Source organism: Mesorhizobium sp. M0045 (genome assembly GCF_040323385.1).
Classification (GTDB): domain Bacteria; phylum Pseudomonadota; class Alphaproteobacteria; order Rhizobiales; family Rhizobiaceae; genus Mesorhizobium.
The window spans coordinates 36,679-49,982 of the sequence record NZ_JAMYUY010000026.1 but is presented as its reverse complement, the minus strand read 5'-3'; the positions used below and the strand labels follow the sequence as shown (position 1 = coordinate 49,982).

The 13,304-nt window shown below is 60.6% G+C and carries 10 protein-coding genes and 2 pseudogenes; 7 read left to right on the top strand and 5 right to left on the bottom strand.

Annotation, left to right across the window (positions count from 1 at the left end):
• Positions 1-92 precede the first annotated feature (92 nt).
• A pseudogene (locus NKJ72_RS27630) lies at positions 93-257 on the top strand (LysR family transcriptional regulator); the annotation flags it as partial.
• On the opposite strand, the gene NKJ72_RS27625 reads toward NKJ72_RS27630, so the two are convergent.
• Positions 244-1,449 (bottom strand): beta-ketoacyl-[acyl-carrier-protein] synthase family protein, encoded by a 1,206-nt coding sequence (locus NKJ72_RS27625; RefSeq protein ID WP_352480275.1) that lies wholly within the window; start codon positions 1,447-1,449, stop codon positions 244-246. The pseudogene NKJ72_RS27630 and the gene NKJ72_RS27625 sit on opposite strands and share 14 nt — an antisense overlap.
• Positions 1,450-1,725 carry an acyl carrier protein gene (locus NKJ72_RS27620; RefSeq protein ID WP_023679611.1) on the bottom strand — a complete coding sequence of 92 codons (276 nt, stop codon included), beginning with the start codon at positions 1,723-1,725 and terminating at the stop codon, positions 1,450-1,452.
• A gap of 769 nt (positions 1,726-2,494) precedes the next feature.
• Between NKJ72_RS27620 and NKJ72_RS27615 the strand changes: the two are divergent.
• A pseudogene (locus NKJ72_RS27615) lies at positions 2,495-3,794 on the top strand (IS1380 family transposase).
• A gap of 250 nt (positions 3,795-4,044) precedes the next feature.
• Here NKJ72_RS27615 and NKJ72_RS27610 read toward each other — a convergent pair.
• On the bottom strand, positions 4,045-4,335 hold the full coding sequence (locus tag NKJ72_RS27610) for a hypothetical protein (RefSeq protein ID WP_352480274.1): 291 nt from the start codon (positions 4,333-4,335) through the stop codon (positions 4,045-4,047).
• A 336-nt stretch (positions 4,336-4,671) separates the two neighbouring features.
• On the opposite strand from NKJ72_RS27610, the gene glmS reads away from it, so the two are divergent.
• Both glmS and NKJ72_RS27600 read left to right on the top strand, forming a co-directional pair.
• On the top strand, positions 4,672-6,495 hold the full coding sequence (gene glmS, locus NKJ72_RS27605) for a glutamine--fructose-6-phosphate transaminase (isomerizing) (RefSeq protein ID WP_352480273.1): 1,824 nt from the start codon (positions 4,672-4,674) through the stop codon (positions 6,493-6,495).
• Positions 6,496-7,213: 718 nt separating this feature from the next.
• Positions 7,214-7,468, top strand: coding sequence for a helix-turn-helix domain-containing protein (locus NKJ72_RS27600; RefSeq protein WP_031212627.1), 255 nt, complete (start codon positions 7,214-7,216; stop codon positions 7,466-7,468).
• 538 nt (positions 7,469-8,006) lie between these two features.
• On the opposite strand, the gene NKJ72_RS27595 is transcribed toward NKJ72_RS27600, so the two are convergent.
• Together NKJ72_RS27595 and NKJ72_RS27590 are read right to left on the bottom strand one after the other, a co-directional pair.
• Entirely contained in the window at positions 8,007-9,347 is a 1,341-nt protein-coding gene (locus NKJ72_RS27595) for an ISNCY family transposase (protein ID WP_352480272.1), read from the bottom strand.
• 931 nt (positions 9,348-10,278) lie between these two features.
• Positions 10,279-10,668 carry a hypothetical protein gene (locus NKJ72_RS27590; protein WP_023679620.1) on the bottom strand — a complete coding sequence of 130 codons (390 nt, stop codon included), beginning with the start codon at positions 10,666-10,668 and terminating at the stop codon, positions 10,279-10,281.
• A gap of 612 nt (positions 10,669-11,280) precedes the next feature.
• Here NKJ72_RS27590 and queC point away from each other — a divergent pair.
• From queC to queE, 3 genes are read left to right on the top strand one after another with little or no spacing between them, the layout of a single operon-like run.
• Complete coding sequence (gene queC / locus NKJ72_RS27585) at positions 11,281-11,979, top strand: 7-cyano-7-deazaguanine synthase QueC (protein ID WP_023679622.1); 699 nt, start codon at positions 11,281-11,283, stop codon at positions 11,977-11,979.
• A complete protein-coding gene (gene queD / locus NKJ72_RS27580) occupies positions 11,979-12,335 on the top strand; it encodes a 6-carboxytetrahydropterin synthase QueD (protein ID WP_023679623.1) in 357 nt (118 codons plus the stop codon). The genes queC and queD overlap by 1 nt, the downstream gene beginning before the upstream one ends.
• Positions 12,332-13,066, top strand: coding sequence for a 7-carboxy-7-deazaguanine synthase QueE (gene queE, locus NKJ72_RS27575; protein ID WP_352480271.1), 735 nt, complete (start codon positions 12,332-12,334; stop codon positions 13,064-13,066). Before queD ends, queE begins: the two co-directional genes overlap by 4 nt.
• Positions 13,067-13,304: the final 238 nt, after the last annotated feature.

The following is a 13,304-nucleotide window of genomic DNA, read 5'->3' as shown; positions in this document are numbered from 1 at the left end:
CGTGTACAGCTTCAGACCCTCAAGCCGAGCCCGCAGGGCCTCGCTTACCTTTTACGGGGCGGCGGTACGTCCAAGCCGCTTCAACAGTTAAGAATTTCGCAAAGACGATACCCCCGGATCGTCGAGCTTCCGCTGCCACTTCCCGCATTCGCCGAGGCGGTCAATGACCCGCCCTTCACAATAGTTATCCGGCAAGCATCTGGATGCGAGAGATAATGTTGCCGGAGGCATCTCTCATGGCTTCTACACCTGCCTGAACGCCAGAACCGCGTTCGTGCCGCCAAAGGCGAAGGAGTTGCTCAGTGCCACGCGCACCTTGCGCTCGCGTGCCACATTGGGCGTGACGTCGAGATCGCAATCGGGGTCCAGCTCACGATAATTGGCAGTCGGCGGCACGACGCTCTCGCGGATAGCCATCACGCAGGCGATCAACTCGAGCGCGCCGGACGCGCCGAGGCAATGCGCGTGCATGGACTTGGTAGAAGAGATGGACATTGAGAAGGCGTGCTGACCGAAGACGCGCTTGATCGCCGCCGTCTCGATCTGGTCGTTGGCCTTGGTGCCGGTGCCGTGCGCGTTGAGATAGTCGACATCCTCGGCGTCCAGCCTGGCATCGGCAAGGCAGGCCCGCATTGCTGCCTCCGGCCCCTCGACAGTCGGCGCGACGATGTCGGACGCATCGGCGGAAAGGCCGGCACCGGCAATTTCGGCAAGGATGGTGGCGCCCCGAGCCAGGGCATGCTCGTAGCTTTCCAGCACCGCCATGCCGGCGCCTTCACCAAGCGACAGGCCCTGGCGATCGGCCGAGAATGGCCGGCAAGTATCGGGCGAAAGCACGCGGATCGCTTCCCATGCCTTCAGCACACCCCATATGAGCGGCGCTTCGCTGCCGCCGGCAAGCATCACGTCGGCCCGGCCGAGCCTGATCTGGTCCACCGCGCAGGCAATCGCATGGTTTGCCGAGGAACAGGCGGACGTGACGCCGAAGACCGGCCCGCGCAGGCCGAGACTCATGCTGACCTGGCCGGCAGCGGCACCCGGCATCGCCTTGGGTACAGTCAAGAGAGCGGCACGCTTACCGCCCAGAAGGATGGCGCGGTAGGTTTGCTCGATCGCATCCCACCCGCAGCCGCCAACGCCCACCGTCGCACCGAAGCGATAGCTATTTCCCTCTTTGGAGGAAAGTCCGGCCTGACGCATGGCTTCGCGCGCCGCAAGCACAGCGAGCAGGCTGAAGCGGTCCATGGAGATGAGTTGCTTGCCGTCGATGTCATGCTCCGGCAGCGCCTTGATCTCGGCACCGATCCTGACCCTCAATTCATGGAGCTCGGAGTTGACGATTGGGCCGATGGCGGAGCAGCCTTCTCGCATCTCTCTCCAAATGGCGGCGGCGTTGGTCCCAAGCCCGCAAATTCCGCCAATCCCAGTAATCACGACGCGCCTGTCCATTCACACCCCCTTAGCGAGCAAGCTGCGCACGGCTTCCACCATGTCCCCAACATTCTGGAGATCCGACCATGCCTCGGCCGTATTCATCTCGATCTCGATGCCGTAGGCCTGCTCCAGGTCCCAGAGAACGTCCGCCAATCCCAGTGAATCGATACCGAGCGAAGTCAGTCCCGTGGCAGCCGTTATCTCGCCGCCCGTGGCAGGCGCTATGCCGCCCTCCGACGCGGCGCGCTTCTTGATCATGGCGATTATTTCGTTGGCGAGTTGATCTGCCATCTTGTTCCTTTCCAGCTTGCGTTTTCGGCGTCGTTCAAAACCCGAGTCGCGTCGCGTTGCCAAAATTGCCCCTCATAGAGCCTGTGCGACCGACCAAGCCCAATGCCCATAGGAACCGGACGAGTTCCGGCTTCTGCGGCGTCAGCCCGATGAGGAAGAAAAGTCGCCGGCCTCCCGCTTTTGCAGCACATCAAGAATCTGCGTGTAAATGGATAGGAACCGTCGTCAAACGTCAGCTAAACGCTGCGACGGTGGGTGCTGTCAGCGTATTCACTCGGCACCTCATATGTAATCGAGATGTTTCATAGCTCCGGACCATTGCGATCAACCATTGTACCGGTCCACCATTCGTCGGAGAGTTCGACATGATCGGAGCGCTGCCTCTCATTCCCAGTACAATCTCCACCGCACGCGACAGATTTCCTCTTTCGGGCTCTTCTCAAGGGACTCGCCACGCGATAGAGGCAGTGATCGGCGCACGTTAGGTCCTGCCAAGTCCATGCGACATTCCGGAAAATTGGTAAAATCGTTTGTTCCAATCAAATGCATCCACGCTATGGATAGCTAAGACATGCGTTTCAAGGGCTCGATCTGAATCTTCTCGTCGTTCTCGACGCGCTGCTGAGCGAGCGCGGCCTCACGGCGGCGGCACGCCGCATCAACCTAACCAAATTCATGGGGGTTGGTGGATGTGGCGCAAGCCGCTGAAATGACGTAGGATTTGGTTGCTTAAGCCGATCCGAACCATTTCCCGGAGACCACACCTACCATGAACGATCTTGCGCTGCCGCTGAGCGGTTTGTCATCAGTCGGCGGCAAGTCCGTCGTCGCCCGTTTCGACGGCGGCATGCTGTCGTCCAACAGCGGCGTTCTGGCCTTGGCCGAGGTGGAAAAGCGGTTGCGGGTGGCCGAGCGTCTGGCGCGTTGCATCGACGATCCGCGCTGCCCGGACCAGGTCGTCTACAGCCTGGCGGACATGATCGGCTTTCGACGCCAACCGGCTGCGCCGCGATCCGGTCTTCAAGATGGCCCAGGATGCGCTGCCGTCGGGTCGGGATCTGGCGTCGCAATCGACGCTGTGCCGGCTGGAGAACCTACCCGGCGTGCGGGAGCTGGTCGCGATGGGACGGGCGATGGTCGATCTCTATTGCGCCTCGTTCCGGCAGGTGCCGAAGCGGATCGTACTCGACATTGACGATACCTTCGACGCTGTGCACGGAGGCCAACAGCTTCGCCTGTTCAATGCCCACCATGACGAGTACGGCTTCCAGCCGATCGTCGTGTTCGATGGTGCGGGACGGTTCGTCAGCGCGATCCTGCGACCGGCCAAGCGGCCGAGTGGGGCTGAGATCCGCCCCCACCTGCGCCGTCTGGTGCGGGCGATCCGGATCAACTGGCCGAACATTCGAATCCTGCTCCGCGGCGATAGCCATTATTGCAACCCGCAGGTCATCGACTGGTGCCGCGCCAACGACGTCGACTTCATCTTTGGCCTCGCGCCCACCACGACCCTGCGCAAGCATGTCGCGGATCTGGAGGCCAGCACGACGGCGCGCTTCGAAGCGTCGGCCAAGACAGGCAAGGTCCGCAGGTTCAAGGAGTTCTTTGACGGCGCCGCCAGCTGGAGCCGCGTCGAGCGCATCATCGCCCGCGTCGAGGTCAGTGCCCAAGGTACTGACACCCGCTTCATCGTCACCAATCTGGCCGGTGGCAAGGCCAAGGCGCTCTACGCGGACCTTTACTGCCGGCGCGGAGCGGCCGAGAACCACATCAAATCGTGGAAGACGCATCTCGCCGCCGACCGCACATCCTGCACCAGAGCCACAGCCAACCAGTTCCGGCTTCTGCATGCCGGCGCCTACTGGATGATGTGGAGCCTGCGCGCCGCGATGCCGAAGCGTTCCAGCTTTGCCGTCGCCCAATTCGACACGCTGCGTTTGCGCCTCATCAAGATCGCCGCGCGGGTGGTCGAGATGAAGACGCAAATCCGCTTGCACCTGCCGACATTCTGCCCCGACCAGCGCATCCTGCGCATCGTCCTCGATCGCATCCCCCAACTCGCGACATAACGATGGGGCGCTGACGCCCCGAAACGAACCCGTCGACCGCAACCTGCAAACCCCCGCCTGCCATCACAACGGAGCAATCCCGGCGCCTGACGAGGCGCGTGGAAAAGCACCGCAACGACGACCACAACGTCGCTTCAGGCCGTCAAAAGCTTATCGCCGTGCATCAAGGCGGCTAGTTCTTCCGCTGCGGGAATCGGGTTTGAGTAAGACGGACGAAGCACTGAGAACCAACGCTTTCGTGATAGTGCATTCATGCCCCGAGAATCCTGTTGACCGTTACGAACCCCAAGAAAGCCGGCGTTGAGTGAAACGGTCGCTGAACGTGCTCTGTGGCGTGCGCCGCCTGACTCTCGGTTTCGGCCATGCCGACTAACAGCGTATTGATAGGCCATCGCGGGCTAAGCTCTACCGGCGAAAGCCGCGTCAACAGCGGCAGGCAATCAGAAACTGGATCGGCGGCGACGATGATTATGATCAACGTGACGAACACGTGAATCATGCCGACGGCGCCGACGCTGCCGATGATGATGATGCCGATCATGCGTCGCTGATGCTGCCTAACTACAGTGCTTGTGATCATGCCGATCACCGCGTGATCACGAGCGGCGGCGCTTCGTGTCAGGTGCGTAGCCGGGATGGTCGCGCATGGCCGATTGTTCCTTCGTGCCGCGGGGTGTGGGCTTGCTTTCGATCATGAGGGCGTCAGGCGCAACGAGAAGTTTAGATCAGGGGCTCATCCATGGGCTGGATGATAGTTATCCCTACAATCAATTGTACCAATATTACCGAATACTACTACAAGATCCCCAATGAAAGCGGCCGGATGGGTATCCGTCTCGCGTGGGCTGAAGCTGCCGGCAACAATGGGAAGACGAACATGTGCGGGATTGTTGGCATCGTTGGGCAACAGCCGGTGTCGGATCGGTTGGTCGACGCATTGAAGCGTTTGGAATATCGCGGCTATGATTCCGCCGGCGTTGCGACGATCACCGAAGGTGCCTTGCACCGCCGGCGCGCCGAGGGCAAGCTCGTCAATCTCGAGAGGAGACTGAAGGAAGAGCCGCTGAGCGGCAACATCGGCATCGGCCATACGCGTTGGGCAACCCATGGGGCCTCGACGGAACGCAATGCGCACCCGCACTTTACCGACGGTGTCGCCGTCGTCCATAACGGGATCATCGAGAATTTCACCGAGCTGAAGGAGGAATTGGCGGCGGCTGGCGCCGAGTTCCAGACCGACACCGACACCGAGGTCGTCGCGCATCTCTTGGCAAGACACCGCCGGGAGGGCATGAGGCGGCAAGAGGCGATGCGTGCCATGCTGAAACGCGTCAGGGGCGCCTATGCGCTTGCCGTCCTCTTCGAAGATGATCCGTCGACCATCATGGCGGCGCGCAACGGACCACCGCTGGCGATCGGTCACGGCGACGGCGAGATGTTCCTGGGCTCCGACGCGATCGCGCTCGCTCCCTTCACCAATGAAATTACCTATCTCATCGAGGGCGACTGGGCCGTTGTCGGCAATTCGGGCGCCCATATCTTCGATTTCGACGGCCACCCCGTCGAGCGTCCGCGCCATACCTCCACGGCCGCGGCCGATCTGGCCAGCAAGGGCAATCATCGCCACTTCATGGAGAAGGAAATCTGCGAGCAGCCCGAAGTCATCGCTCATGCTCTCCGTCACTATAGCAACATCATAGAGAATCGCGCCGACATGGTTTCTGGCATCGATTTCGCCAGGATCCCGAGCTTGGCGATCTCGGCCTGCGGGACCGCCTATCTCGCCGGACTGATCGGAAAATACTGGTTCGAGCGCTACGCGCGCCTGACGGTTGAAATCGACGTTGCGTCCGAATTCCGTTACCGCGAGATCCCGTTGTCGCCGCAGTCGGCGGCTCTTTTCATTTCGCAGTCCGGCGAAACCGCCGATACGCTCGCATCGTTGAGGTACTGCAAGGAGCGTGGGCTGAAAATTGGCGCTATCGTCAATGCCTGCGAATCGACCATCGCTCGGGAGGCCGATGCGGTCTTCCCGATCCTTGCCGGACCGGAGATCGGCGTCGCCTCCACCAAGGCGTTTACCTGCCAGCTTGCCGTTCTAGCCGCACTCGCCATCGGCGCCGCCAGAGCCCGCGGGACCGTAACCGAAGACGAGCTGCAGGCGCTCGTCAGGAGCCTCGCCGAAGTGCCGCGCGTAATGGGCCAGGTACTCAACAGCATCCAGCCGGAGATCGAGTTCCTGTCGCGCGAACTGTCAAAGTGTCGTGACGTCCTGTATCTCGGCCGTGGCACCAGTTTCCCGCTAGCGATGGAAGGTGCGCTGAAGCTCAAGGAGATTTCCTACATCCATGCCGAGGGCTATGCGGCGGGTGAATTGAAGCACGGTCCGATCGCATTGATAGACGACAACATGCCAGTGATCGTCATCGCGCCCCATGATCGCTTTTTCGACAAGACCGTCTCCAACATGCAGGAAGTGGCTGCCCGTGGAGGGCGGATTATCCTCATCACCGATGAAAAAGGGGCAGCCGCATCGAAACTCGACACTATGCACACGCTCGTGCTGCCGGCTGTCGACGAGATTATCGCGCCGATGATCTTCTCGCTGCCGATACAGCTTCTTGCCTACCACACGGCGCTCTTCATGGGCACAGATGTAGACCAGCCGCGCAATCTCGCAAAATCGGTCACGGTCGAATGATTGCGAACCTTTATAGGTGGCGATGCTCGTCCATCGAAAGCGCTACCCCCTGTCTGGATCCGAAGCCCGGATGAACCAGATGACCATTGCTGCAATTTCGGGAAACTCGCCGTCGCCGCATCATGACAATCGCCATCCTTTTTTCGGCCGGTCGGGCGATTGCACAGGGCAGCCGGATCGAGCTTGCTCAAGCCGACGTCAGCACAAAAGCGCGCGGCCCTTTCGGCTGTTTCCTCGGGCGCCCCATCCTTTCGGTCTCCGAACAAGCATCGGCGGCTTAAAAAATTTCGTTAACAGCGGTGATCGATGTGTGATTCAAGCACAAGCGCGTCTTTCGCTGCATCGGCGGTGGAAATTGGTCGAAGGTATCAGCGTCCGCGAGGCTGGGTGGACGGTGCCGCGAATAGCCACTGGAGGCGTCAGGGGGAGTTCGAGTTGCTGTTCAAGAAGCCATCGGCGAGAGTGAGTCGTGTAGGATCGCAGGTCGAATGCGCTACAGCCGATCAGGCCATCTCAGGGTGGGCAGGTTCTTAGAACTTGATCAGAAGCAGGTGAGCCGCCATATTCCGACCCGGCTGCCAATTTCAAGTGGCCCATTCCATGGATGAGGCCGGTCCGGCCGAATGGACGTCCATTTTTTTGATTTGCTGGGTGTGCGCCAGGGTCGGGGAGGAAATCTCCCGATTTGTCAGGCGCTCCCATCTTCTTGGAGATGTTTATGAAGGATTCGCGCATTCCCGAGCCAGTCTTGACGGCTATGTCGCAGGGGACCCACATCATCCGCGCTTATCGTGAGCACCTTGGGTATTCAATCGAGGACCTCGCGGTGGCGTGCGGGCTTGCCGCTGAGGAAATCCAAAACATCGAGCGGGGTGTGAGGTACAACAAGGGCTATCGGGATCGGATAGCAAGATCGCTGTCCATACCTGTGGGAATTCTTGAGGCAGAGGCGGACATATCGGACGCCGCCTGATCAGTCGGATAATCTGCAATGGGTGGAAGACCGCTCTTGTGATGTGAAGTTTGCGGCTGATAGTCGTCGCTTGATTCCGTTGGACGCGAATGCCTTCTGGCGCAGTACCGCCAAGAGAATTCTCGTCCACTGTCCGATGGAACTGCACACGGGCTCGCCGAACACGAAGTTGGAACGCTTCGTCATGCTGTCTTAGGCGATATAGCCGCCCGGAGTGCTGCGACACGTGCACGATAGCATCGGCTCGCGACGATGGATTGCTAACAGCGAACTCATGCTGGTCGGCAAGGCGATACTGGCTGGAGCATCAACTCGGCCGACGAGAGTGGCCCCCCATCCTAGACTAGTTTCCGTCCACAAACGAGCGCATTTTGCAGCGTTTACAATGGCTTGTGCCGTACTGGATAGGCCTTTTGACGGACATAGTCAGGGTTGGGAGCGCTGATTGTCGAGAAAATGATGTCATCGGCACATCAGGCGCACGCCATGAGGGCCGGCAAATGGCCGGCGCGACGCAAGCGCGATACCTTGCGCGGAATCAGGTTGACTTGAGACGAGTGAAGAGGACGAGGTTGTAGGCCACGACCGAGGACCAGACGTAGGCCTTGAAGTGGTCAAGCCCGCGCCAGGTGCAGCGTGCCAGGCCGTAAGCGCGTTTGAGGCAAGAGATGCCGGCTTCGATGCCGGCGCGGAAGTTGCGGAGCTTGCGATAGACCCACTTGCTTCTGACCATGTCCTCGATCCTGAGGCCGGCCTTCTTATGGAAGGCCATGTCGGAGACGCCCCACGCCTTCGCTGTGGCCAGGTTGTCGCGGGTGGCGAAGCCGCCATCGGCCGCCGCTTGCCGCGGCGCTTGACCATAGAGGTCGATGTGACGCTCCAGCATCGGCAGCAAGCGGTCGCTGTCGGCCGGGTTGCCTTTCTCGATCACCAGATCGAGGATCATGCCGCTCCTGCCGGTGGTCAGGTTGAGTTTGTGGCCGTACTCGGTGTCGCGACTGCCTTTGACGATGATATCGGCATGCGATTCGAACAGGCTGACCAACTTCTCGCCGGCTGGCACCGGCTCGCCGGCCAACACCCGCCGCTCGCTCTGTCTGATGATGCGTTCGATCAGCGGCCGAAAGTGACGAACCTGAGCCTGCCACAGTGCGATGGACGGAGTGCTCGCCACTACCAGTCGCTCGCTCGTCTGCTTCAGATAGGCCAAGGTCGCGCGGGTGATTGCGATCAGCTCGCGGTAGAGTTGGACCCGATTGGGCCGACCGCGCGTGAACTGGATTTTGCGGTTGCGCTTCTTGGCTGCGCGGCAATGATCGCACCATGATGAGCCGGAGCCGCCGACCAAGGTATCGGCCCGCTTCAGCAGGCGCACCATGACCCGCACAGCATCCCAAAGCAGGCTGCTGTCGCTCGGCTCGTGTATGAGTGCCGAGGTCACGGTGCTGTCCAGCCGCACCACCGCGCCATCTTCCAGCCTCGCTTGCCGCGCGCTCGACAGCAGCGTCCGATTGATCGCCTCCCAGGTCTCGGGCCGGATCGCGCTGATCGTCTTTTGCAGCACCGACTTCTGTGGGCTCCACGACCATGGCAGGCGGGCAAAGGCGCGAAACGAGGCGGAGTCCTCAAGATGGAACGCCAGCTCCTGGTAGCTTAGTTGCCGGTACTGCTTGAGGATCGCGCAGCGCAACACCGCTTCGGCCGGCAGGCCCTGCCGTCCCGTAGCCTTGACGCCGACCCGGACCAAATCGCGGGCCACCAAGCCAAGCAGATTGCGATGCTCGTCCAGCCATCGCGACATCGCCTTCAACTCGTGGCCGATCTCGTGCGTGGCGAAAACATCGAATATATTGGCTTGGACGGTGCGTTCTTGGCGCATTGTCGGCTCCGGCGGTGGCAGGGATTTGGACTCAGTGGCATGATCCAAGATACCTGAAACCGCCGGGCCTCGCTCGCGCAAAGCTACGATTCACTAAACAAAATCAAACAGTTGCCGTTTATGGATGGAAACTAGACTAGGCAGGATCGGCCGACATGGCCGGCATCGCGCGCCGCTCTGAAAAGAGCACAGCGGGCATCCAGACGCTGCCGGGTTGACTATGGGTGTCGGAACAGCAAAAAGGGGCCGCTCTTCATGAGTGGCGTGCGCCGGCAGTCTAACCCCAAGCCCCCCCGCCAGGCTGCCGGCGCGCTTCTAGGAACATCGAGGTAGGGCACTACGCTTCCTTGTCCGACTACGCCTCGATCAGATCCCGAGCAGCCAGCTAGTGTCCGACCGTCGCTTGCGCCTCTGCCCGCTGAGCCTTGTGCTTCCTCCAGCGAGTCAAGCCGATCACCATGGGTGTCGCCAGTTCTGGTGCTCACCCATGTGCCATTTGCGATCTCGTGTCGGTGAGAGCACCGCAAGCACCTCCCCTGCTACGGCAAGGCGGCTTGCGTCGCCCGTGTTGTTACTATTCTTCGCTGTGATCGGAGTTTTTTCGTGGCTTCGGAATCGGGACATTCGGCTTTGCAAAAAAATAGGCCGTCGTGGTCGATCGTCACGCCCCCGAGTTCGGCGGCACGATGGAATGACAACGGCAGCGCAAGCTCCATTTGCGCGAGGGGCTCGTCCCTTCAAATACTTGATGCATTTGCGCTTTGCGTCCTCCGTGCATGTTGCTCGATGCCAGGCGGAGACCTCTGTCTAAACGATCGCGCATCGATGCAACGCCCGCGCGTTGATCGCCATCATCGCGGCGATCGCTTTGCCGCGACCGCCGCGGCAGCGATGCGCATGCAAAAATTCACAGATGCATTCTAGCCAAATGCTAGCTGCCCAGCAAATGTCCGGCATTTCGCAAGGCCCCTAGGAAGAGACTGGCATGGCCGTTGGCATCGATCTTGGCCTGCATCGACAGGGGCATGCTGTGCCAGTTCTCCAAGGGCGTAGTGAAATGTGAGAACGTACCGTTGACGATGCACTGGTGGGTAACAAGACCCTGTCTGTCCAACGCCAGCACGCCGATCTGGTCGCCCTGATATCGGATGGCTGCGACCCGCTGGACCTCCGCGTCACCGTCGACCCGCACGTCGAAAAGCAGGATGCCGCGGCTCCTGGTGGCTACCTCGGCGGCCTTTTCAGCGAAGCTTAAGGAGAGCGAGCGGACGCTTTCGACCGCCAGCCGTAAAACCATCAAATCCAGTTCATCCACTGCCATAAGGTACCTGCGCGCAACACATGGGTGATAGCAATCGACCACACCGCTTGTTCACAGATGTCGGCTCACGACCGATCATTCAGGGTTTGCCGGTCAGTCCATTGACCGAGGGCGTGCTCCGGTTCGAACCGATCCTGAAGCGGAATGCGCTGGATCTACGGAACCCGAGGAGCAGGCCAGCCAAAGTTGCCGCGACAATTGATGTCGTGATCATTCCAGACATCTGCATCGGCGTCGCTGAACATCCCACTGGTAAGTCCGTTCTCTTGCGGCAAGCCCATCCTCGGGCCGTCTTGTACCTGAAACCCTCGCGGTGGCGTCCCTCGAAACTCGGGACCGCCGGGCGCTTGATCGTCGAGAACTTTGTTTACGAAGGTCCGGACCTCCTGCAGAGCATATTCCGGTGCGCTCGCCTTTGAGCATTCCGCTGAAGCGTGACGTTTCGCTAGTCCGTGTTCCTTGCAGGCTCACCGCGAGGGCGCCTTGCACACAGCGGCACGTCAGCGCATGAAACTCGTCCCCCGTTCACTTCACAAAATGGATTTCCTGAAGTACTGGGAGCGCAGAGAAATCTCCGGTCGCAGCCTACCCGGTTAAAACAAGGACCCAACAATGAAGACTCTCGTCGTCTGCTCCGGCGGATTGGACTCCGTCACCCTTGCTCACAAGGTGGCAGCGGAGCACGAACTCGCCGGCCTCTTATCTTTCGATTACGGCCAACGGCATAGGAAGGAATTGGGCTTCGCCGCCCTTTGTGCGGAGCGACTGAGCGTCCCGCACCGCATCATCGACATCCACGAGATCGGCGGCGGCCTTTCCGGCTCCGCGCTGACCGATAATGTGGACGTGCCCGACGGGCACTACGCCGAAGACACGATGAAGGTCACGGTGGTGCCGAACCGGAACGCCATCATGTTGGCCATTGCCTTCGGCTTCGCCGCAGCGCACGACGCTGACGCGGTGGCGACGGCCGTGCATGGTGGGGATCATTTCATTTATCCCGACTGCCGTCCGGCCTTCATCGACGCTTTCCAGATGATGCAGGACCACGCGCTCGACGGCTACGCGAAGATTCGCATTTATGCACCCTATGTGAATCTCACGAAGGCGGACATTGTTAGGAATGGAGCAGCATACGGCACGCCATTTGCGCAGACCTGGTCCTGCTACAAGGGCGCCGAGCGTCACTGCGGGAGGTGCGGGACCTGTGTCGAGCGGCGCGAGGCGTTTCATCTCTCTGGGCAGCCGGACCCCACCGACTACGAGGACTCCGACTTCTGGCTCGATGCGCTGCGAAGGAGGACCGCGTAATGTTCCGCATCACCAAGGAATTCCACTTCTCAGCCTCGCATCAGCTCACCTCGTTGCCACCCGATCACCAATGCGCGCGCCTGCACGGGCATAACTACATCGTTGAAGTGGAGCTTTCAGCGAATGGACTGAACGAGAACGGCTTCGTGCGCGACTATCACGATTTGGCGCCATTCAAACGCTACATCGACGAGAGCTTCGACCACCGACATCTCAACGACGTGCTGGGACATGAGCAAGTCACGGCGGAATATCTGGCCAGACATTTTTATGAATGGTGCAAGGCACGCCTGCCCGAAACCTCGGCCGTGCGGGTGAGCGAAACGCCGAAAACCTGGGCGGAATACCGGCCATGACCGATACGCATCCCGCAATCCGCGTGAGTGAGATTTTCGGGCCGACGATCCAGGGCGAGGGCGTGCTCATCGGTTTGCCGACGGTCTTCGTCAGAACCGGCGGGTGTGACTATCGCTGTTCCTGGTGCGACAGCCTGCATGCGGTGGACAATCAATTCCGCCATGAATGGGAGATGATGTCCATTGCCGCGGTGTGGCAAAACGTGCTTGCGCTTTCCGGTGGCCGCCCGCTGATGGTATCGCTGTCAGGCGGCAATCCGGCCATCCAGCCGCTCGGCGCGCTCATCGAGCGAGGCCATGGTGAAGGTTACCGTTTTGCGCTGGAGACCCAAGGTTCGGTGGCCAGGGACTGGTTTGCCGACCTTGACGTGCTAGTCCTCAGCCCAAAGCCGCCGTCAAGCCAAATGACGACCGATTGGGCCGCTTTCGAGGCCTGCCTTCAGGCGGCACAAGGCAGGCCGCAAGTCGTGCTCAAGCTCATTGTTTTCGACGAAAGGGACTACGCCTACGCGAAAGACGCCGCTGCGAGATTTCCGCGACTTCCGATCTATCTGCAACCCGGCAATCACACGCCGCCACGCCTCGCAAATGAAGACGCGCCTGTCGACCTTGACGGAATATTGAAGCGGATGGAGTGGCTGGTTGATAGCGTGACCCGCGACAGGTGGTTCGAAGCCCGTGTGCTGCCGCAGCTGCACGTTATGCTCTGGGCTAACAAGAGAGCCGTCTAGCCTAGGCCCGCTTTTCACTGAAACTGCGCCGGCGGATATTCGGGTGGACGGGTTGTCCCACGCTTGACGGCGCTGCCGGGGTGCTTGCGGACTTCTGCCACCGGCACCAAGAGCGTGGCCAGCCGCTTACGACTCGGATTGTTGCCGAGGCTCGGTTTCGACGGGCGTCCCTGGCGCGAACCAATCAAAGGGTTAGCGCGAGCCACGGGTGGATAGTATGGTGGTGCGATGCGGCGGC

Coding starts and splice junctions, on each gene's coding strand:
- NKJ72_RS27595 (WP_352480272.1), bottom strand. CDS start 9,347: ATGCGCCAAGAACGCACCGTCCAAGCCAATATATTCGATGTTTTCGCC.
- glmS (WP_352480273.1), top strand. CDS start 4,672: ATGTGCGGGATTGTTGGCATCGTTGGGCAACAGCCGGTGTCGGATCGG.
- queD (WP_023679623.1), top strand. CDS start 11,979: ATGTTCCGCATCACCAAGGAATTCCACTTCTCAGCCTCGCATCAGCTC.
- NKJ72_RS27590 (WP_023679620.1), bottom strand. CDS start 10,668: ATGGCAGTGGATGAACTGGATTTGATGGTTTTACGGCTGGCGGTCGAA.
- queC (WP_023679622.1), top strand. CDS start 11,281: ATGAAGACTCTCGTCGTCTGCTCCGGCGGATTGGACTCCGTCACCCTT.
- NKJ72_RS27600 (WP_031212627.1), top strand. CDS start 7,214: ATGAAGGATTCGCGCATTCCCGAGCCAGTCTTGACGGCTATGTCGCAG.
- NKJ72_RS27610 (WP_352480274.1), bottom strand. CDS start 4,335: ATGATCGGCATCATCATCATCGGCAGCGTCGGCGCCGTCGGCATGATT.
- NKJ72_RS27620 (WP_023679611.1), bottom strand. CDS start 1,725: ATGGCAGATCAACTCGCCAACGAAATAATCGCCATGATCAAGAAGCGC.
- NKJ72_RS27625 (WP_352480275.1), bottom strand. CDS start 1,449: ATGGACAGGCGCGTCGTGATTACTGGGATTGGCGGAATTTGCGGGCTT.
- queE (WP_352480271.1), top strand. CDS start 12,332: ATGACCGATACGCATCCCGCAATCCGCGTGAGTGAGATTTTCGGGCCG.